The 22,150-nt window shown below is 43.0% G+C and carries 19 protein-coding genes and 2 tRNA genes; 7 read left to right on the forward strand and 14 right to left on the reverse strand.

Annotated features, from left to right (window positions below):
- Positions 1–31: 31 nt before the first annotated feature.
- The 4 genes from B3R91_RS03170 (at position 32) to B3R91_RS03185 (ending at position 3,756) form a co-directional block, all read left to right on the forward strand.
- On the forward strand, positions 32–2,221 hold the full coding sequence (locus B3R91_RS03170) for a M3 family metallopeptidase (RefSeq protein WP_286796463.1): 2,190 nt from the start codon (positions 32–34) through the stop codon (positions 2,219–2,221).
- Positions 2,222–2,479, forward strand: a complete 258-nt coding sequence (locus B3R91_RS03175) for a YheV family putative metal-binding protein (RefSeq protein ID WP_286796464.1) — start codon at positions 2,222–2,224, stop codon at positions 2,477–2,479.
- A gap of 125 nt (positions 2,480–2,604) precedes the next feature.
- Positions 2,605–3,147 (forward strand): hypothetical protein, encoded by a 543-nt coding sequence (locus B3R91_RS03180; protein WP_286796465.1) that lies wholly within the window; start codon positions 2,605–2,607, stop codon positions 3,145–3,147.
- Positions 3,148–3,177: 30 nt separating this feature from the next.
- Entirely contained in the window at positions 3,178–3,756 is a 579-nt protein-coding gene (locus tag B3R91_RS03185; protein WP_286796466.1) for a hypothetical protein, read from the forward strand.
- A 110-nt stretch (positions 3,757–3,866) separates the two neighbouring features.
- On the opposite strand, the gene pnp is transcribed toward B3R91_RS03185, so the two are convergent.
- The 14 genes from pnp to tpiA form a co-directional block, all read right to left on the reverse strand.
- Complete coding sequence (gene pnp, locus B3R91_RS03190; RefSeq protein WP_286796467.1) at positions 3,867–5,969, reverse strand: polyribonucleotide nucleotidyltransferase; 2,103 nt, start codon at positions 5,967–5,969, stop codon at positions 3,867–3,869.
- A 637-nt stretch (positions 5,970–6,606) separates the two neighbouring features.
- Positions 6,607–6,873, reverse strand: coding sequence for a 30S ribosomal protein S15 (rpsO, locus tag B3R91_RS03195; protein ID WP_068407892.1), 267 nt, complete (start codon positions 6,871–6,873; stop codon positions 6,607–6,609).
- 298 nt (positions 6,874–7,171) lie between these two features.
- Positions 7,172–7,351 carry a hypothetical protein gene (locus tag B3R91_RS03200; protein ID WP_286796468.1) on the reverse strand — a complete coding sequence of 60 codons (180 nt, stop codon included), beginning with the start codon at positions 7,349–7,351 and terminating at the stop codon, positions 7,172–7,174.
- 85 nt (positions 7,352–7,436) lie between these two features.
- Positions 7,437–7,598, reverse strand: a complete 162-nt coding sequence (locus tag B3R91_RS03205) for a hypothetical protein (protein WP_156508534.1) — start codon at positions 7,596–7,598, stop codon at positions 7,437–7,439.
- 129 nt (positions 7,599–7,727) lie between these two features.
- Positions 7,728–8,252, reverse strand: a complete 525-nt coding sequence (locus B3R91_RS03210; RefSeq protein WP_068407895.1) for a type 1 glutamine amidotransferase domain-containing protein — start codon at positions 8,250–8,252, stop codon at positions 7,728–7,730.
- Between the two features lie 352 nt (positions 8,253–8,604).
- Entirely contained in the window at positions 8,605–9,666 is a 1,062-nt protein-coding gene (gene truB, locus B3R91_RS03215; RefSeq protein WP_068407896.1) for a tRNA pseudouridine(55) synthase TruB, read from the reverse strand.
- Between the two features lie 8 nt (positions 9,667–9,674).
- Positions 9,675–10,079, reverse strand: coding sequence for a ribosome-binding factor A (locus B3R91_RS03220; RefSeq protein ID WP_068407899.1), 405 nt, complete (start codon positions 10,077–10,079; stop codon positions 9,675–9,677).
- A gap of 154 nt (positions 10,080–10,233) precedes the next feature.
- A complete protein-coding gene (infB, locus tag B3R91_RS03225; protein WP_068407901.1) occupies positions 10,234–12,960 on the reverse strand; it encodes a translation initiation factor IF-2 in 2,727 nt (908 codons plus the stop codon).
- A 164-nt stretch (positions 12,961–13,124) separates the two neighbouring features.
- Positions 13,125–14,609: a transcription termination factor NusA gene (gene nusA / locus B3R91_RS03230; RefSeq protein ID WP_068407903.1), complete on the reverse strand. Its 1,485-nt coding sequence runs from the start codon at positions 14,607–14,609 to the stop codon at positions 13,125–13,127.
- Positions 14,610–14,738: 129 nt separating this feature from the next.
- On the reverse strand, positions 14,739–15,239 hold the full coding sequence (rimP, locus tag B3R91_RS03235; RefSeq protein ID WP_068407904.1) for a ribosome maturation factor RimP: 501 nt from the start codon (positions 15,237–15,239) through the stop codon (positions 14,739–14,741).
- Between the two features lie 534 nt (positions 15,240–15,773).
- Positions 15,774–15,850, reverse strand: a tRNA-Met gene (locus B3R91_RS03240).
- A 152-nt stretch (positions 15,851–16,002) separates the two neighbouring features.
- Positions 16,003–16,087: transfer RNA gene (locus B3R91_RS03245), tRNA-Leu, on the reverse strand.
- A gap of 197 nt (positions 16,088–16,284) precedes the next feature.
- Positions 16,285–16,593, reverse strand: a complete 309-nt coding sequence (gene secG / locus B3R91_RS03250; RefSeq protein WP_025652589.1) for a preprotein translocase subunit SecG — start codon at positions 16,591–16,593, stop codon at positions 16,285–16,287.
- A gap of 266 nt (positions 16,594–16,859) precedes the next feature.
- Positions 16,860–17,660 carry a triose-phosphate isomerase gene (tpiA, locus tag B3R91_RS03255; RefSeq protein ID WP_191691256.1) on the reverse strand — a complete coding sequence of 267 codons (801 nt, stop codon included), beginning with the start codon at positions 17,658–17,660 and terminating at the stop codon, positions 16,860–16,862.
- A 396-nt stretch (positions 17,661–18,056) separates the two neighbouring features.
- Between tpiA and pilB the strand changes: the two genes are divergently transcribed.
- From pilB to B3R91_RS03270, 3 genes are all read left to right on the forward strand, one after another.
- Positions 18,057–19,766, forward strand: coding sequence for a type IV-A pilus assembly ATPase PilB (gene pilB / locus B3R91_RS03260; protein WP_286796469.1), 1,710 nt, complete (start codon positions 18,057–18,059; stop codon positions 19,764–19,766).
- Positions 19,767–19,975: 209 nt separating this feature from the next.
- Complete coding sequence (locus B3R91_RS03265) at positions 19,976–21,199, forward strand: type II secretion system F family protein (RefSeq protein WP_200663034.1); 1,224 nt, start codon at positions 19,976–19,978, stop codon at positions 21,197–21,199.
- A gap of 25 nt (positions 21,200–21,224) precedes the next feature.
- Complete coding sequence (locus B3R91_RS03270; protein ID WP_286796470.1) at positions 21,225–22,124, forward strand: prepilin peptidase; 900 nt, start codon at positions 21,225–21,227, stop codon at positions 22,122–22,124.
- Positions 22,125–22,150: the final 26 nt, after the last annotated feature.

Below are 22,150 nucleotides of genomic sequence, written 5' to 3' on the forward strand. Positions count from 1 at the left end.
CTTGACTAACAGACATTGGATACCTTTCTTTATGAACTCTATTGCTCCAGATTTACACCTTGTTGATTTTTCCAGTACCACACCTGATGCCTTACAAAGCCAGGTCATCAGTGCTATCGATGCTGCCAACCGTTTTTTAGATGAGATGTCGGCAGATAGCAATCTTAGCACTGAGCAGGCATTGGCAGAGGTGATGAGCTTTGACCATATAAACCTGGCGTTAGATCGTAGTTGGGGGATTTTGTCGCATCTTAATAGCGTTATGAGTAGCGATGAGATTCGTCATGTCCATCATGAATTGTTGCCCAAGCTGTCTGCTTATGGCACGCGTGTTGGTCAGCATCAGCCGCTATTTAGTCGCTATCAAACGATCGTCAATGATCAGGCTTTCTTTGCTGCTCTAGAACCTGCGCGGGCGCGAGCGATTGAGCTTGCGCTGCGTAGCTTTGAGCTATCAGGCGTTGCGCTACCCAAAGCTGAACAAGAAACCTTTGCTGCTATTCAAAGTGAATTGTCGACTTTATCAGCGACGTTCTCAGACCATATCTTGGATGCTACTCAGGCGTATGCCTTACCGCTTGAACAAGGCCAATTAGCAGGGTTAACTGAGAGTGGTTTGGCGCTATTAGCGGACGCAGGTGAACAGTATAAAGCGCGTGAGCTTGCCAGCGGTACGCTCACTCAAGCACAAATTGATGCGTTGCCGACGCCTTATTATGTGGCAAGCTTAAATATTCCTGTTTATCTTGCCGTCATGACCCATGCCGATGATCGCAATCTACGCGAGACGCTGTACCATGCTTATGTGACCCGCGCCTCTGAGTTTGATGCGCATACCAATGCCAAAGGTGAAGCGCTCAATAATGCCGATATCATGGGCCAAATTCTGCAATTACGCGCGCAAAAGGCCAAGTTATTAGGCTTTGATAACTATGCAGAAGTGTCACTGTCGACCAAAATGGCAGATAGCGTTGTAGAGGTTGAAACCTTTTTACGCGATTTAGCCGCGCAAGCAACCCCAGCCGCTAAGCAAGACTTAGCGCAGTTGCAAAAGTATGCGCAGGCTTATGGTATTAATGACTTGCAGCCATGGGACAGCGCTTATATTGCCGAAAAAGTAAAACAGAGCGAGTTTAGTTTATCGCAAGAGGAGATACGTCCTTATTTCCCACTACCGAAAGTGATTAGCGGATTATTTACGATCGTTGAGCGCTTATACGGTATCAAGGTACAAGAGCACAGTGAGTCTGTGTCGCGCTGGCACGATGACGTACATTTTTATCAATTATTTGACGCCGATGATCACTTGCTTGGTGGCTTTTACTTTGACTTATTTGCTCGTAGCGGCAAACGCGGCGGCGCGTGGATGAGCGGTTTTCAATCACGTTATACCTATGCGGAGCAAGACCATCAGCAGCTACCGGTTTGCTTTATGGTCGGCAACTTCACTCCTGCCCTCGATGGCAAACCAAGCCTATTGACTCACGATGAAGTACTCACCTTGTTTCACGAATTCGGTCACGGTTTGCACCATTTACTCACCCAAGTCACCGTTAGTGATGTCGCTGGTGTCAATGGCGTTGAGTGGGACGCAGTCGAATTGCCCAGTCAATTTATGGAAAACTGGGCGTGGGATGCCGAAGGGATTGCTTTAATAAGTAGCCATGTTGAAAGCGGCGAACCCTTGCCAAAAGACAAACTTGCCGCCCTACTAGCGGTCAAAAACTTCCAAAGCGGCATGCAAACCTTACGTCAAATCGAGTTTGCGCTTTTTGATTTATTGATTCATGCGCACACACCAGCCCTTAATTATGAAGGTATCTTGGCGACGCTAAACGCCGTGCGCGATGATATTGCGATTATGCAGACACCGGATTATAACCGTTTTGCTAATGGCTTTAGCCATATCTTTGCTGGGGGTTATGCCGCCGGTTATTACTCATATAAATGGGCGGAGCTTTTATCTGCCGATGCGTTTAGTAAGTTTGAAGAAGAAGGTATCTTTAACCCAACGACGGGCAAAGAATTCCGCGAGACTATTTTATCGGTCGGTGGTAGTTTCCCTGCTAAGACCAACTTTGAGAACTTCCGCGGTCGCAGTGCCAGTATCGATGCTTTACTACGGCATAGTGGTTTTGACAATGCTAAAAATGACGTTGCTAAAAGTGATGCTGCTACCACTGCTATAACCAATGTTCAAACGACGCGCGAGGTCATCTAAATGCGTTATCAATCGTCAGCACCAAAACGCCGGTTTTTAGCAGGCGTTAGCTGCCCTAAATGTCAGGCGATGGATGCAGTGATGCAAGTAAATATCGTCACACCCGAACCTGACGAATACATCGAATGTACTAAATGCGGACATACAGAGCACCGCCCCGATCCTGACACTATCAGTGCTAAAAACCATTTAGAAGATCAGATTGCTCGTGATGCCATGTCTACAGGTACCAGTGGTACAGTCAAATTCAAGCCATAAGAGTCATATTTGATAGTTAACGTTAATTTTTAATAGCACAAAGCCTGTCTAGCAATAGATGGGCTTTTTATTTTGAGTTTGTTATAGTATGGCTACTTATATTTTTGCCAGAAATCGACCATCGTATGAAAAAAAAACGTCTACGTCCTTTATCGACTAAGTCAGGGCAGAAAAAATTTGCCAATTCGCGTCAAAAATGGTGGCCAATTATTATATTGGCGGCCTTATTGATTGGTTATTTGGTTTGGAAAAACAATTCGCCAGACGCTGAAAAGCCGCCGATCGAAAGCACACCACCTACTGCCGAGTCTATTGAGCAAGATAGTGCTGAGCAAGCAAATATCCCGTCATTAGATAGTAATGACAATATATCAGATGACAGCCAGCTAACTTTAGAGAGTGATGACTCGGCAATTACAAACAGCCAGATCCCTGATCCCGACGCTATTTTAAATGCGCCCTTGCCAGAAAATGACAGTTTAGCGAAAGAAGAAATAGATCTCTTAGAAGATGAGCGTCAGCGCTTAGCAGAACAAGAGAAGCTGGCAGCGGAACAGTTGGCAATGAATAAGCAGCTGACGGAGATGAAAGAAGAGCAAATCGCCCTCCTGGAGGAGCAAATTGCCCAATTAGAAGCTGCTGAAAGCGCGAAAAACAGAGTAGAATAATATTCATTTCACAAAGGGGCAGATAGATAAATGGCAAGTCTACAACTTACTCACGCCCCTATTTTAAATAGCAGCGCCCAATTGCTGGTATTGCCAGTGAATAACGCCGGTATTCTGTTAGACCCTATCCTTACGCGCAGCAAAAACCTGTATCCGGACAATTACCAACGCTACTTTCGTGCCTGCCGCGAGGGTAGCCTAATGGTTGGTAGCTGTTTGATGCATAAACGCGCACGTGAGCAAGCTGGGCTTGGCGTCAGTAGCAACGGTAGCCAACCAAGTTATATTGCCAACCTCGTGATATCGGATCATCCCTATCATTCACCGAGGGTAAGTTGGCTAAGCGCAGCTCTAGTCGATTTACAACAGCAACTTATCCCGCTTATCCGTTATCAAGGTATACGTAGGATTGCCTTGCTAGCGCGCCCGCTTATTGCTCATTATTCGCAAAAAAATTCTGCTCAAAATAATATTGCTGATAACGCTGAAATGACAACGTCTATTGCTTTAGACTGGCATAGCGATATCTTGCCGCTCATCAACCAGCATTTGCAAGATTTACCAAAGCTGCGTATCGATATCCACCTTCCTAAAGATATCAGCATATAAATCATTTTCTCCCTATCCTCACCTTTTTGAAGACATAAAAAAACCGCCTTGTTTGCTAATATCAGCAACCAAAGCGGTTTTTTTTATCTAACTAATTCAAAAAACGCGAATTAGCTTTGCTCGATACCTTTCATGGTCAGCTTAATACGACCACGGTTATCAACGTCTTGTACTAATACGCTGACGGTTTGACCTTCTTTTAGATAGTCAGAAACATTTTCTACGCGCTCATCGGCGATTTGCGAGATATGTACGAGGCCATCGGTGTTTGGCAAGACGTTAACGAAAGCACCGAAGTCAACGATACGCGCAACCGTACCTTGATAAGTTTTACCAACTTCTACTTCTGCGGTAATGGCTTCAATTTTGCCGATAGCCGCTTTGGTTGCTGCTTTGTTTTCACCAAAAATACGAATCGTACCAGCATCATCGATATCAATAACTGCGCCAGTTTCTTCGGTTAGCTGACGAATCGTTGCGCCACCTTTACCAATCACATCGCGGATTTTTTCTGGGTTGATTTCGATGACCGCATAGTTAGGCGCATGAGCGTTGATTTCTGTACGGCTTGCAGGCAGTACTTTATTCATCGCTTCTAGGATATGAATACGGCCAGCATGGGCTTGCTTAAGCGCTTGCTCCATAATGTCTGGGGTAATACCTTCGATTTTAATATCCATCTGTAGCGCGGTGATACCATCTTTTGTGCCTGCTACTTTAAAGTCCATATCGCCAAGATGATCTTCATCACCTAGGATGTCAGACAATACCGCAAAGCGCTCGCCTTCTTTTACCAGACCCATTGCGATACCCGCAACTGGTGCTTTCAATGGAACGCCAGCGTCCATCAATGCCAAGCTTGCGCCGCAAACCGAAGCCATTGAAGATGAACCATTTGATTCGGTGATTTCAGATACCACACGAATCACATACGGGAAGCGTTCACTATCTGGTAGCATCGCTTCAACACCGCGGCGCGCTAGGCGACCATGACCGATTTCACGACGTTTTGGCACACCTTCACGGCCGGTTTCACCAACTGAGAAATGTGGGAAGTTGTAATGCAACATGAAATGGTCACGAATCGTACCAGCCAATGAATCAATCATGTTTACATCACGGGTGTTACCAAGCGTGGTGGTTACCAATGCTTGTGTTTCACCGCGGGTAAATAGTGCTGAACCATGGGTATATGGCAATACGCCTACTTGTACATCTAGCGCACGAACGGTTTCAAGATCACGGCCATCGATACGCGGCTTACCTGACAAGATATTGTCACGAACGGTGCGGTATTTTAACTCTTCATAAATCTCTTTTAATTCAGATACCGTATCGTTATACGTTTCTGCTTCGGCGTCACCTGCCAATGCTTCGATGATCGCTTGTTTGATTTCGTCAAGTTTGCTGTAGCGCTCTTGCTTATTGGTAATAGTATAAGCATCAGCCACTTGCTCACCAAACTGCTCTTTCATGCTGGTTTCTAACGCTTGATCGCGAACAGGCGCGGTATATTGCTGCTTAGCGGTACCAACCTCTTCTGCCAATGACGCGATATTATCAATGACGATTTGCTGCTGCTGATGACCGTATAAAACCGCACCTAGCATTTGGTCTTCAGACAATTCTTTCGCTTCTGATTCAACCATCAATACTGCAGATTTGGTACCCGCAACCACCAAGTCAAGGTCGCTGTTTTTGAGCTGCTCAAGCGTTGGGTTAAGAACATATTCGCCATTGATAAAGCCAACACGCGCTGCTGCTACCGGGCCATTGAATGGGGCATCAGAAATAGCCAGCGCTGCTGAAGCACCGATGAGTGCCGCGATATCTGCCGACTGAGTTTTATCAGACGAGACAACCGTCGCCGTAATTTGAATTTCGTTCACGTAGCCTTCAGGGAATAGCGGACGAATAGGACGGTCAATCAAACGCGACGTTAAGGTTTCATTTTCGCTTGCGCGGCCTTCACGTTTACCATAAGCACCAGGGATTTTACCGGCTGCATACATTTTTTCTTGATAGTTGACGGTCAATGGGAAGAAGTTTTGCCCTTCTTTAGCATCCGACTTTACTACTGCCGCTACTAGGACAGTCACGCCGCCCATGTGAACCAAAATAGAGTTTGCTTGACGCGCGATACGACCCGTTTCAATAACGACCTGCTGGTCGCCGTACTGGAATTCACGCTTAATGGTATTAAACATTGTCATATAATTTTCCTAATATTGACTGACGAAAGGGATATCAGCATCATAAAAAGCTGATATCTGTCATTAAAAATTCTTGGTAACTGGTTACTCGTGATTGGCTACTAATTGACGTTAACATAATTGGAAACTGGGTCGATTAGAGCAATTTTGTTACCTATTTATTTGATACATTTATTTAAATAACGATTTCACGTTATTTGCTGACTAAAATCTGCTTTGCTAGCCACTGTTTGATAAATAATACTCATCACGATAAACCTTATAAATAATTAATCGAGCGCGAATACTACTCTCAAACTCATAAGGCATTATTTTACAGTGATTTATAGCCATTGACCAATGAAATGCCAAACTGTCTGTTTGCGCATTACCGTTATGAGCATTTCAGTATAAAAAAGTCGGTTAAAATAGGAGTTTGTCACATTAAACGTATGCCGCTAAGGCATAATTTTTTAACAGTCAAACTCATATAAATACGCATAAAAAAACGGCGTGAAACTATTCCACACCGTCTTTAGAGAAAATCTATTTTATCGAGCTTAGCAAGCAAATACCAAGTGGCTTAGCAAAAAATCTAAAATCTTGCCACATTCTGGCATATTCTATATTAGCGACCACTCGTACTATTGTCGCCAAATTAACGACGTAGACCTAATTGGCTAATAAGGGTGGTATAACGACCAAGGTCTTTACCTTTTAAGTAGTCAAGCAGTTTACGGCGCGTGTTAACCATACGGATAAGACCACGACGGCTATGATGGTCCGCTTTGTGCTCTTTAAAATGGTTCTGTAAATCGTTGATACGAGCACTCAATAGTGCTACTTGAACTTCTGGAGAACCAGTGTCGTTTTCGCCACGTTGGTATTGAGCAATGATTTGTTCACGATCAGAATTGGTTAGCATAAATCTCTCCGGCAATGCTAAATGTACTAAGATACTTTCAATTTAAAGCATCTAGGCACAATAGAATAAAAATAAAAAGTTTAACCGTCATTCAGGACAACCCTGCATTACTAGAGTTGACCTAGTGTACGACAAACTTATCAATTAGAACGTTTAGTTAAGAATAAAGCGAAAATTAAACGTGACAGCGATTATAACAAAAAACTGCTGAACTAGCAGCAGTTTTTATAGTAGTTTTACAATTTTTGCAGAGAAAAATTGATTAAGGTCTAAATTTATAAGACTAACGTTTCAGCAACTATTTATCCTTCTTAACGTCGTCCTGCGTAGCATTACCGCCAAGCTCATTATCTTCAATAGGAGCCGTCGTTGCTTCCGCTAAACTATCTGGAATATTATCTTTTTTAGGATTGATATCTTCGGCTTGTTGTTTAATTTTTTTCTCTTGCGCGTCCATGTTGCCTTTTGAGTCAGTCATAAATACTCCCAGTTATCATTATTTTTGTATATTTTTACTAACTATCTTATTAATAATCAGCAGATTCAATAAATTACGGAGTTAACTATTTTTCTTCTTTAGCATTTTTTAAATTATCAGCAATACGGTCTGCAGCCGCTTCAGTATCTTGCGTATGATTATCTTCTGTTTGACCCTTTAGGGCAGCAGTCGCTGATTCTGAACGTTGTTGCTCAAGCTTGGTATCGTTCGGATTAGGATTTGACATAATAATTTCCTTTTCTGTAGTTATGATTTTAAAGTTATGGTAATTTCGTAAAATCAATATAAATAAAGCGTTAATAAATAGTAGCTGCTTCTTTTAGGTTAATCTATAAAATTTAATTGGCTTATTAATCTAAGATAGCGCTTTATCAATAGCAGCGACAAAATCGTTAATATCATCTGGATTACGTGAGGTAATTAAATTACCATCCACTTGCACGCTTTTATCGACGAAATTTGCGCCCGCATTTTCTAAATCGGTCTGTAACGAGTGATAAGCTGTTAAGGTTTTACCTTTAGCAATGCCTGTATTGATTAATACCCAAGGCGCGTGGCAAATGACCGCTAATGGTTTACCTGCATCGTTAATAGCATTAATAATACTGTGCGCTTCTTCGTTACCGCGTATGGTATCGGCATTCACCGTGCCACCTGGCAAAACCAGTGCCTCATAATCAGCAACGTTAGCGTCTTTAGCAAATATATCTGCAGTGAAGGTATCACCCTTATTGACGTCCTGCTGCATGCCTTGGACTTCTTTGTCTTTATTGGTCGTAATGAGGACTGTTTTATAACCTTTATCTTTTAATTGGTTGTTAACTTCTTCATATTCAGCTTGTTCGAAGTTATTATGTAATAAGAAAGCAATGGTTTTCATAATAATCCTTATACTTTAGATTTCAACTTTAGGTATGAGTATTTTTAAAATACATTTTTTATTATTAATCTCAGATACTTTTTATATTAGTTAATGTCTTTTTATTTTTATTTATACTGCTTTTTTATAATTCTAATATTTAATAAAATCCCATTTTTATGATTTTTATTTCCTTATATTTTTTATATCCTTGTCACACTTTCCGTAGCTGACTTAACTAAGGTACAAAAAAAGCAGGTTTCACTATAGGTGAAACCTGCAATAAAATGTGATGATATGTGATTAGTGTAAACTCTTAGTAAGTTTTACCCAATTTCAGTTATGGCTACTACCGCTTATTTAAGCATTAACGCTACAACTGGATAAGCTTTTTGGGCTGTAAGCGCCCGTTTAGGCTTACCGCTCCTAAACCTATAAACTGCCCTTGCTCATCTATAAGACGAATATCTACGGGCATTTCATGAGGTAATAAGGTTTCACTATCTTCTTTGTCACCGTCATTTTCATAATGCTGTTGTTCGATAGCCGTTGTAATATAGCTTCGTATATCGTCCGTCAGCTGCTCGGTGACATTTAGGCGCTGTCCCATATGAACACGGGCGCACTGCTCTGTGGTTAAGGTAAGCTCAGTATCAAGGGTGATACAAGCATCAACGGGTAATAGGTGGGTTAGGCGACTCTCAAGCGACAACGCTTCTAGATTGGCCAAACCAATCGCATTATCAATCTTAAAACTACCAACCTTTAGGCGCCGTAAAGCGGTGAGATGCCCTAGCGTGCCAAGGGTTTTAGCGATATCTTCTGCCAATACTCGTACGTATGTACCTTTCGAGCAAGTCACTGTCAACTGAATTTGTTGCGCATCGATTGCGGTTAAATCAATGGCTTTAATGACAATATCTCTTGCGGGCCGCTCAATCTCAATACCTGCTCGCGCATATTCATACAATTTTTTGCCATCTTTTTTTAGCGCCGAATACATCGGAGGAATTTGCTGCTGTGGCCCTAAAAATTGCTGAGCAATGTTTTCTAATATGGCATGATCAAACTGTGGAATAAGTGCTTCAGCAACAATCTGCCCGTCGGCATCACCCGTATCGGTTTGACTACCCAAAAGAATGGTTGCTTGATAAGTTTTATCGGCATCGAGTTGATAGTGACTAAACTTAGTGGCCTCACCTAAGCAAATGGGCAATAAACCCGTTGCCATCGGATCGAGTGTGCCTGTATGACCAGCTTTTTTACTGTCATGGTTGGGTGATTTAAACAGGTATTTCACCTTTGACACTACTTGTTGCGAGGTCATACCTTGCGGCTTATCCACTAATATTACGCCCGAGACTTTGATTTTCTCAGGCGTTTTAAGCGTTTTTGCAGCGGCTAGCGTAGAGGTGTTAGTAGAGGCGGTCGACATAATAGCTATTACTCGTTAATTTCTTGCTCATCAGACTCGTTTTGCTCAGTTTTGGTCACAGCCTTATTGATAAGATCCATCATATAGTTGCCACGCGCCGTCACTTCATCATAATGAAAGCGTAAACGCGGTGTGGTACGCGTTTTTAGACTGTGGCTTAATTCGGTACGCAAAAAACCCGCCGCTTTATTGAGGACCTTGATGCTGTCTTCATGGCTAGATTTGGTCATCGCATCGTTAAGCTCAGGCTCCATGATGGTGACGTAAATATCTGCGTAACCCAAGTCTGGGCTGACTTTAACGCTAGAGATAGTGACAAAGCCCGTCAAACGCGGGTCATTGACTTCATCACGGATAAGGACCGCAAGCTCACGCTGAATCTGATCAGCCAAGCGTTGTAAACGTTGATTCATGTTATTACCTTACTTTAATGTAGCTTATTTTTTATTGATGAGTAGGTTTGCTTAGTAACAAATTTTAGGACTAGCATTTGCTAAAAAAGGCCTAGCAGGGTGTACCTGTTAGGCCTAAGTACAGCTGAATATTAAGAATTGTCAAACGACTGCTTTAGATAGTACGAGCGAATTCTTGGATTTCAAAGACTTCGATTTTATCGCCCGCTTCGACGTCGTAACCACGAACCGCTAGACCACACTCCATACCGGTACGTACTTCATTAACGTCTTCTTTATAACGACGTAATGATTGCAATTGACCCGTAAAGATAACTTGGTCATCACGCAAGACGCGGATAGGTTTGTTGCGATAAATCGTTCCTTCAACCACCATACAACCGGCAGCAGCACCAAACTTACTAGAACGGAATACTTCGCGAACCTCAGCAACACCCAAGATTTTCTCACGATGTTCTGGCGCTAGCATACCACTCATTGCCGCTTTGACATCATCAATCAAGCCATAAATAACGCTGTAATAGCGGATATCCATTTTAGCAGCGTCCGCTTTACGGCGTGCGGTTGCGTCTGCACGGACGTTAAAGCCTAATAATACCGCTTCGCTCGATTCAGCCAATGTCACATCAGATTCAGAAATTGGACCAACGCCTGAGCTAATCACTCGAACTTTAACTTCATCCGTCGATAACTCATTTAAAGCCGCAAGTAACGCTTCAAGCGAACCACGCACGTCAGTTTTTAAGACGATATTTAAGAATGACACATCGCCTTGTTCCATCTGATCAAACATGCTCTCTAAGCGCATCGCATTTTGACGTTCAAGCTGGCGCTCGCGCTCACGGTTGGTTCTGAAATCTGCCACTTCACGGGCTTTTTTCTCATCGGTTAAGACTAAGAACTCGCTACCAGCAGCAGGTGTTTCAGGTAAACCTAATATCTCTACAGGGATAGACGGACCAGCAGATTTGATTCGTTGACCATTTTCATCGGTCATGGCACGAACCTTACCGTAATGCTCACCTGCTAATACTAAGTCGCCCTGTTTTAAGGTACCTTTTTTAACTAGGACACTGACAACTGGACCGCGACCTTTTTCAAGTCGTGATTCAATAACAACACCTTGAGCAGCACCGTCTAACGGTGCTTCTAGCTCCATTAGCTCAGCTTGTAGACTGATAAGCTCTAATAGCTCATCAATACCGTCACCCGTTTTGGCTGAGATACGCGCCATTGGGGTATCACCGCCCCATTCTTCTGAAACCACTTCTTTAGCAGTGAGTTCATTAAGTACGCGATCAGGATCGGCGCTTGGCTTATCCATTTTGTTGATAGCAACGATGATAGGCGTACCAGCAGCGCGCGCATGATCAATCGCTTCTTCGGTTTGTGGCATCATACCATCATCGGCAGCCACAACAATGACAACGATATCCGTTGCCTGTGCACCGCGTGAACGCATGGCGCTAAAGGCGGCGTGACCTGGAGTATCAAGGAAAGTAATAACACCGCGATCGGTTTTCACATGGTAAGCACCGATATGCTGAGTAATACCGCCAGCTTCACCGGTAGCAACTTTCGTTGTGCGAATTTTATCGAGTAATGAGGTTTTACCGTGGTCAACGTGACCCATGATAGTCACAACTGGTGGACGCGTTTGCACGTTACTGCTACGCTCATCTACCGCATCTTGTAGATCATCTTCGACCTTGGTATCACTAACCGGTACTGGGTTGTGACCCATTTCTTCAACAATCAGACTAGCTGTTGCTTGATCAATAGTGTCGGACTCGCGTGCGATTTCACCCATTTTCATGAGCAATTTGGTCACTTCGCGAGCTTTAACCGCCATACGCTGTGCCAAATCAGAAACCGTAATGTGTTCACTGATCTCAACATCGTAAACGATTTTATCGACTGGTTTTTCAAACTTATGCTGTGAGGCTTGCGTTGAGCGTAAACCGTTTTTACGGTTTTTGATTTCACGCTCGTCTTGATTCTTACGGCGACCACGACCGCGAGCACTGGTGCTACTGGTGCCGCGCTTGATTTCGCGACGTTCTTTTTCAAACGATTCTTCTAGCGCATCACCGACCAAACCTTCGGCTAATGGCTCATCTTTACGCACTTCAGTAGCCGGCTGATCGGTATATTTACCAGCCATTTTACGCATTTGCTCAAGCGTACGCTTTTGCGCTTCTTCGGCTTGCGCACGGCGAGTTTCTGCTTCGATTTCACGCAGACGCGCTTCCTCGACTTCACGAGCTTCGCGAGCTTTACGCTCTGCTGCGGTCTCAACTTTTGGTTTCGTGGCGGCAACTTTTTTCTTCGGCTGCTCTTTCGGTTTAACTTCTACCGCCGCTTTACCGCCTTTTTTCACAACCACTGAGGTTGAGATATCGTCATTCTTATCGTCTGACTTTTTGCTCGAACCTAAGCTTGCACGCATCGCTGCCAACGTAGCCGCTTGACGTTCTTCCGCCTTTTTCTTAGTAGCGGCACGCTCTTCTGCTTCTTTAGTTGCACGCTCTTGTGCTTCAATCATGGCTTGTTCGCGCGCTGCCAATTCTTCCGCCATCTTTTCTGGATCAGGCTTCTCGAACACTTTCTTTTTGCGCACTTCTACATTAACGCTCTTAGATTTACCTGAAGAGCCGGTCACGCGTGCGGTGCTGGTCGTCTTAGATTTCAGGCTAATACGTCGCTTTTCTTGCTGGCCATGACTTTGCTTTAAATACGTCACCAACTTCTCTTGCTCAAGCTCGGTGACTAGGTCATCCTCTGCGCGAGCAGGCAGTCCAGCATCTACCAGTTGCTGTTGTACAGCACTTGCAGTTTTGCCTACCATATCTGCCAGTTCTTTGACGGTCTTATCTGCCATTTATTATCACCTACTGTCTATTATTTGCTATATGTTCAATTCAGTTGTTGGCTACAAATGATTGGGTTAAGGCTAGTATTTGTAATGCATTTGATTGGGTTACGTCATACCAGCCCTTATTATCGATAGCATATCACTAAAAGACAGCGATATGCAGTTACCGCTTATTCATTGAACCAAGATTCCCGAGCTTTCATGATGAGTTTTCCTGCGGTTTCAGAGTCTAAACCTTCGATATCTTCTAGATCGAAGACGGCTTGTTCTGCCAAGTCATCCACGGTAATGATGTCTTTTTGTGCCATTTTATAAGCCCAACTGACCGTCATTCCTTCAAGATCTTGTAGCTCTTGACTTGGCTCTTTCATGTTTTGTTGTTTGACCAATTCATCGGCGATCACCACTTCTTTGGCACGCTCTTGAATCATGTCAATCGCTTCATCGTCTAGGCCTTCGATATCATAGAAAGTTTCGACTGGTACATAAGCGACTTCTTCAATACTGGTAAAACCAATATCAACCAGCGCTTGGGCAAGATCTTTATCGACCTCTAAGCGCTCATAAAATAATTCGATAAAGGCCTTACTTTCGTTTTCTTGACGTTGCTGGTACTCTTCCTCTAACATCATATTGAGCTTATAGCCGGTTAATTCAGAGGCTAAACGCACGTTTTGACCTTGTGAGCCAATCGCCCGCGCCAATTGATCATTGGTGCTAAAGATAATATCCGCCGTTTGCGTGTCTTCATCTAAGATGATACTGCTGACGTCCGCTGGCTCTAGCGCACTGATGATAAATTGGGCTGGGTCATCTGACCACACCACCACATCAATACGTTCGCCATCAAGCTCTTGTTGTACCGCTTGGATACGCGTACCACGCATACCAATACAAGCGCCAACGGGATCAATACGATGATCGTTGGTTTTAACCGCTATTTTAGCACGCGTACCCGGCAAACGCGCGACATTACGAATTTCAATAATTTGTTCAGCAATTTCAGGCACTTCTTTTTGCATCAATGCTGAGAGCATTTCAGGGTGCGTGCGTGATAGTAACAATTGAGCGCCGCGGTTTTCGCGGTTAACATGGTACAAAATGGCATTGATACGAGATTTTGGGCGCAATTGTTCACGAGGTAGCATCTGATCACGTGACAAATAGCCTTCAGCGTTGTCACCTAAATCAATGATATAACCATCGCGCGTTTGTTTTTTAACTTCGCCATACATCATCTCGCCAATACGTGGCTCAAATGCGTCGGCTACTAAATTGCGCTCCGCTTCACGAATTTTTTGAATGATAACTTGCTTGGCTTGCGTCGCAGCAATACGACCAAATTCAATCGATTCAATCTGCTCTTCTTTGATATCACCAATTGACCATTCGTCTTGGTCAAGATCGGTAATTGCTAGCTGACACGCAGGCATCTCATGGTCTTCATCTGCAACTACTGTCCAATAACGATAAGTATCATAATCGCCCGTCGCACGGTCAATAGCAACCCGTACCGCTACTTCTGGCTGATCGGTATAGACTTTTTTCTTCGTGGATACCACCAAAGCATCTTCGATTGCTTCAAAGATGTCTTCAGGATTTAAGCCCTTTTCATTACTGACAGTTTCTACTACCGTTAAGATTTCACGACTCATGCTATACCTGTCCTATCGTTTTATAATTGACTTAAACTTTATCGTTAATGTGTTGACGTTATATTTTCACCATAAGCCAAAGGCTGTTTGGAGATTAAAATATTCATTTATCAAGCTACTGTTTTTAAACTAAGCATCTTCATAAATCAAGTTGGCTTTGTCAATATTGCTTAATGCAATCTCAAACTGCTCACCATCAGTGGCGGTTAGCTTTAAAGAAGTATCATCAATACTGTCTAAAGTACCAGTTGCTTTGCGGCGTTTTTTATCGCCTTCACCAATCGCTTGAATCAAACGCAAGCTGACGGTTTGACCGACATAATCACGCATTTGCTCATCTGAGAAAAAGGCACGATCAAAACCTGGCGACGATACTTCTAAAATATATTCGCCAGCAATCGGGTCATGAACCTCAAGAATACCGCTCACTTGATGATTTACCGCGGCACAGTCCTCGATGGTCACTTGCTTATCTTGGGCTTGGTCTTCTGGCAATGCTTCAATATAAATGCGTAACAACGAGCGACGACCTTGAGGCGCAAACTCAATACCCCACAGCGCCACATCACAAGCCGCTACCGCAGGGGCAATAATATTGGTCAGTTCTGTAACTTTTGTCGAAAGCTTCATAATCTATTTATCTTTTCTTATCCACGTAACTATCGTACTAAGCAAACTGTATTTTATATCGTAAAGCTTGTATTGATAGCACTTTGTTGTTTATCGATAACAATATTTATTGTTAATAATTAACTTTTACAAAAACTGGCTGCCGTCAAATTAAGACAATTCGCGCCTTAACTTATAAACCTACATTATTCTTAACGCTTAAACGCGTCACTATATAAATAAGATGTTTTATAACTCGTGCTTTTATATAAGGATGAGCCTAGAAAACATCAAGCTCAACCAGACAATGCTTTTATTATGTATAAAGCAGAACTATCGGTAAAGGTATGAGAAATAAAGGATAGTGCGCTTAACAAGCATCGCGGCGAATGACGATGGATAACGAATAGCATCGTACTCTATAGAGTTAGAGCTTAGCATAAGTAGGACAGATATCGCGATAACACCGACCATCAGATACAAAAAAACCCACAAACATAATGGTGGGCTAATCGTTACTGACAAATTTAGTGTACAAAACATCAGTATAAAAAGTGGTAGCGGGGGCTGGATTTGAACCAACGACCTTCGGGTTATGAGCCCGACGAGCTACCAGACTGCTCCACCCCGCATCAATCTAGAACGCATATTATAGAGAGGTTTTATAGGGCTGTCAATACTTATTTTAGATAATAATCAAATTAACCATTAATGACGATGAACCCTGCTTTCTATAATGTTTGAGTACAACAACGTTCAAGTAAAACATCATACACATAAAGCTTGGTGCGATTGGGGGGACTTGAACCCCCACAGCTTGCGCCACCACCCCCTCAAGATGGCGTGTCTACCAATTCCACCACAATCGCATTTTTCTTACTACTCTGTTTTTGAGCTTTAACCTTTTATAACCGATGCATAAGGAAGGCAACGAAAGTTAAAGACCGCTAAAAACAGAGAAGCATTGTAAATCTAACCTCTTAAAATAGCAAGTACTGCCTGAATTAAAAGATAACGGTTAAAATTATCTGTCAAAAAATTAAGACAGACTTTAACGCCAATATAACTACTGAGGATTTTGCGTCAATGGGCGCGGTGTTTGTGGCGCTGATACTGGCGCATCTAAACGGAACTGGTCTTCTGCTTGTTTACGTGCATGTACGGCAAGCGTCATACTGGTGATAAAAAATATCACCGTTAATACCGCAGTGGCACGCGTCAAAAAGTTTGCAGTGCCGGCGGCGCCAAATACGGTACCTGATGAGCCCGCACCAAAAGAAGCTCCGGCGTCTGCACCTTTACCATGCTGTATCAAAATCAAGCCAATCATGGCAATCGCCACGATAATATGCAGGGCTAATATAAACGTAAACATGGTGGCCTCTTTTGCCGCGTAATGACGACTGATAACGTAAAATAAATCGTAGGATTAAATAATGTAAATAACTGGCGTTTAACGATTGCCCTTTAATATGGCCAATAACGCCAAACCAGTTGTGTAAATAAAGCAATCATCTAAATAAGGCGCATTGTACACGATTGCAAGGGCACTGTTAAAGCCACTTTTGCCAACTGCGAAAGACATTTTTTGAGCAAAGTCATTGTTCAATATGGATTAAATTGTAATTTTACTGAATACGACTACGCTTTATTGCCGCCAAAAGCCTTAGCAATCGCTAAAAAACTTTCTGCTTTTAGCGATGCGCCGCCAACCAATGCCCCATCAATCATGCTATCAGCAGCAAAACTGTCGGCATTGTCAGCATTGACGCTACCACCGTATAAAACCGTTATGTTATCTAATTCGCCATTGAAGCTCGCAAGGGTTTGCTTAATATGTTGATGCGTCGTACTTACTTCAGCGACGGTTGGTACTTTGCCCGTACCAATTGCCCAAACTGGCTCATAAGCGATGATTAAACGCTCTGACAAATCTGTAGCAAGTTCAGGATTTTGCGCAAGTAAATCTTTAATCACCGCTAATTGCGCATCAATGACTGCCAGCGTTTCTTTGGCATCATACTGCGCTTGGGTTTCGCCAATGCAAAATATGACGCCTAAGTTTTGCGCGAGGGCGTGAGTCATTTTTTGCAATAAACAGTCATGAGATTCTTGATGATACTGGCGGCGTTCAGAGTGACCTAATATCGTCCATGTTGCGCCAGTATCAGCAACTTGCTGCGCTGAACAATCACCAGTATAAGCGCCAGTACTGGGACTATAGGCGCTTATATCTTGAGCGGCGCTCAGTATTGAACTACCTTTTAGACGCTCACTGACAGCGGTTAAATGAATCAAACTCGGGGCGACCATCAATTGACAGTTATCGATATCCGCCTGCTCTTTTGTGCTAACAGCCGTTAATAAGTCATCTAGTAGCGCCTTGACGTCATGGCTCGTTGCTGGATTCTGCTTCCAATTCCCAATTACCCAAGCTTGCATACCCATTTACCTTATCTTATGTATTGCTGCCAATATGGCTCATATGCGCGCAAGTATAACAAATATTTCCCAAGTGCTATAGTGCGTTGCTATAGTATGAGGTGCTTAGCATTGGAACCGATTTTGCATAAAATTATTTTAAATAAGTATTTGCCACATTGACGTTTTTTGCAGATTAGTCATCTTATACGCTATATAAAATCTTTTAACTCTAAAAAATTCCTATATCATTCTATTTATAAAAAATAAAACCAAGGCAATCAATCAGTTGTTTTTAGAATAAATGTTACTAATCAATGTAACGATTATAAATAAACTACTGGTGTTATATATAGTAGATGCTTTGGTTTTGGTAAAAAATACAGCCCATTTGGTATCACGCATAGAGAGGTCTTAATGTCTATCACAGCCAGTAAGTACGGTGGTTTAGCGCAGCAGTTGATTAGCGAAGGTATCGTCAGCGAAGCACATATGAAAACCGCGCAAACAGAGTCGCAACAGCAGCAAATCGGATTGGTGCCTTATTTGGTTGACAATAAGTTGGCCAATGCTTATCAGGTCGCTCAGATGCTATCACAAGCGTTTGGTGATCCTTTGTTTGATCTTGATGCCCTAAGCCCAGACGTCATTCCAAAAGACTTGGTTGATGAAAAAATCGTACGTAAGTTTAACGCGTTACCACTGTTTAAACGCGGGCAACGCTTATTTGTGGCATTGAGTGACCCGACCCGTATCGATGCCATCGACGCTATTGCCTTTAACTCGCGCCTGTCTGTCGAAACGATCGTCGTTGAAGAAGATAAGCTCAAAAAGCATATTGAAAGTCTGTACGCTGATACTATGCAAAGTTTTGATAGTTTTTCTGACAGCGATTTAAATATCGGCTTTAATGAAAGCGAAGAAGATGAAGGCGAAACCAAACTTAGCGACGGCGTCGATGAAGCGCCAGTTGTAAAATTTGTCAATAAAATGTTGGTTGACGCCATTCGTATGGGCGCCTCAGACCTACACTTTGAACCTTATGAGAAAACCTATCGCGTGCGCTTTCGTGTCGATGGCGTCATGCAAAAAATGGCCAGTCCGCCGGTACAACTTGCGGGTAAAATTGCCGCGCGTTTAAAAGTCATGTCGCAAATGGACATCTCTGAGCGCCGTGTACCGCAGGATGGGCGTATTAAGCTTAAAATCTCGAAAGATAAAGCCATCGATTTCCGCGTAAACTCCCTACCTACCTTATTTGGCGAAAAGCTGGTTTTACGTATTTTGGATCCCTCATCTGCCATGCTTGGTATTGAAGCATTGGGTTATGAGCCCGACCAAAAAGAGATGTTTTTAGAAGCCTTACATAAGCCGCAAGGTATGCTGCTGATTACTGGTCCTACTGGTTCAGGTAAAACCGTCTCGCTCTATACGGGTATTAATATTTTAAATACTGGCGAGACCAATATCTCAACGGCAGAAGACCCTGTCGAGATTAACCTTGAAGGTATCAATCAGGTCAACGTTAACCCCAAAGTCGGTTTAACCTTTGCCAATGCGCTTAAATCATTCTTACGTCAAGATCCTGATATCGTCATGGTCGGTGAGATTCGTGACCTTGAAACGGCCGAGATTGCGATTAAAGCAGCACAAACAGGACACATGGTACTCTCTACCCTGCATACCAACTCTGCCCCTGAAACCTTAACGCGTTTGCGCAATATGGGTGTTGCCTCATTTAATATTGCCACCTCAGTCAACTTAGTTATCGCTCAGCGACTAGCTCGGCGCTTATGCAAAAATTGTAAAAAACCCATCAATCTTCCGCGCCAAAGTCTACTTGAGCTTGGTTTTACCGATGCTGATTTAGACAACCCAGACAATGTCATTTATGAACCTATTGGCTGTAATGAATGTCGTGAAGGCTACAAAGGCCGTGTTGGTATTTATGAAGTGATGAAAGTCAGTCCCGATATTTCACGTATCATTATGGAAGATGGTAACGCCATAGACATTAAAGATGCTGCCCTTAAAAACGGCTTTAGAGATTTACGGCGCTCGGGTATTTTAAAGGTGCTACAAGGAGTAACCAGTATTCAAGAAATGATGCGCGTGACTTCTGAATAGCAACCGTTGCAAAATTAAAATTCTAATTCGTGATTTTAAACCTTTATACTTATAAACTAGCAATGTTATCTAACAGATGTACTTAAATATAAAACATATATATACTGGCTTTTCTTATAGAAATGAAGTATGCCGAAATGAGGTATTAAATTTGACATACTTTTATCGGTTTATAACGTCTTTATTAGATGAATTTTGAGGGTATCAACATGGCAAAAGCTAAAACCGACATGCTATTAGACTTTGTCTATGATGGAGTAAACCGGCGCGGACAAAAAGTAAAAGGCGAAACCACCAGTCGTAGCTTGGAGTTGGCGAAAGCCACTTTGCGCAAACAAGGTATCACTGTCAAAGGTATCAAGAAAAAACCCAAGCCTTTATACACTTTTAAAAAGTCTATTAAACCGATTGATATTGCTATTTTTGCCCGGCAGTTGGCCACTATGATGAAAGCTGGCGTGCCGTTAACCCAATCCTTTGAGATTGTTGCTGACTCTCTTGATAACCCGAGCATGAAAGATTTGGTCTTACAAATAAAAGCCGATATCGAAGCGGGCGGCACTTTTGCTTCGGCACTGCGTAAACATCCGCGCTATTTCGATGATCTGTTTTGTTCTCTTGTAGACTCTGGCGAGCAGTCCGGTTCGTTAGAGACCATGCTAGAGCGCGTTGCAACCTATAAAGAAAAAAGTGAGCTGTTAAAAGCCAAAATTAAAAAGGCAATGAAATATCCTATCGCCGTGATTGTCGTTGCTATTATCGTCACTATTATCCTACTGGTTAAAGTTGTTCCTGTATTTGCCGATTTATTTGGTTCATTTGGTGCCGAACTACCGGCGTTTACTCAGATGGTAGTAGGGATGTCAGAATGGATGCAATCTTGGTGGTTTATTTTAATCGTACTGATTGGTGGCGCCGTCATTGGCTTTTCAGAAGCTAAAAAACGCTCTAAGAAGTTTCGCGATTTCTTAGACCGTGCGGTATTAAAAGCGCCCATATTTGGCAACATCGCTTATCAAGCGGTCATCGCTCGCTTTGCGCGCACATTATCGACCACCTTTGCTGCTGGTGTACCCCTCATTGATGCTTTAGATTCTACCGCTGGCGCTGCAAATAACGTAGTCTTTTATAACGCCATTCAGCAAATAAAAAACGATGTTTCAACCGGTCAGCAATTGCAATTTTCGATACGCTCAACCAACTTATTCCCAAGTATGGCGATTCAAATGGTTGGTATCGGGGAAGAATCAGGTAGCTTAGAAGAGATGCTCGATAAAGTTGCGGTCTATTACGAAAATGAAGTCGATAACGCCGTCGATGGTTTGACCAGCTTAATGGAGCCGTTAATTATGGCGGTGCTTGGTGTATTGGTTGGCGGCTTAGTGATTGCCATGTATTTACCAATCTTCCAAATGGGCTCAGTGGTAGGCTAACAGCCACTGCAAGGAAAACGATTTCATGCAATTTCTTCAGTTATTACAAGAAAATATGACTCTTGCCTTAGTCGTATTTGGTCTACTTGGTCTTTGTGTTGGCAGCTTTTTAAATGTGGTGATTCATCGGACACCGCTCATGATGGTAGCGGCGTGGCGGCAAGAATGTAGCCAGTTTATGGCTGAGCAAGCAGACATGCCGCCTGAACATACGCAACCATTGGCAAACATCGTCGCTGCTGACCCTTCTATTACATTAAGCACACCGGCTTCACGCTGTCCGCACTGCGCTCATAAAATAAAGTGGTATGAAAACATCCCTTTAATAAGCTGGCTTATATTACGCGGGCGCTGCTCAGACTGTAAAGCGGCTATCGGACTACGTTATCCTATTGTTGAGCTGGTGACTGCTCTGCTATCTATGTTGGTCATTTATCAGTTTGGCGTCAGCGCCGCAGGATTATCAGCATTGATTTTGGTCTGGACGCTGGTTGCTTTAACGGGTATCGATTTTGATACCCAGCTATTGCCTGACCGCCTGACCTTTCCTTTAGCGGGCTTAGGATTGGCGGTAAATTCGCAAGGCTGGTTTGTCTCACCTACGCAGTCAATCTGGGGACTTTTACTTGGCTTTTTATCTTTGTGGGTCGTGGTAAAAATCTTTTATTTCATTACGAAAAAACACGGCATGGGACAAGGCGATTTTAAATTACTAGCCGTCTTGGGTGCTTGGCTTGGGCCTATGATGTTGCCACTCATTATCTTGCTCTCCTCCCTATTAGGTTCTATCGTCGGGATTATTCTGATGAAAAAACAAGGAGAAAGTCGTCCTTTTGCTTTTGGTCCTTATATCGCCATTGCTGGTATCATTGCATTATTATACGGCCCAGATATCGTCAATTGGTATTTAGGAATGTACGCTTAAACCCCTATACTGACGCAAGTAGACGC

It is taken from the genome of Psychrobacter sp. UBA6291 (assembly GCF_002439405.1).
GTDB classification, from domain to species: Bacteria; Pseudomonadota; Gammaproteobacteria; order Pseudomonadales; family Moraxellaceae; genus Psychrobacter; species Psychrobacter faecalis.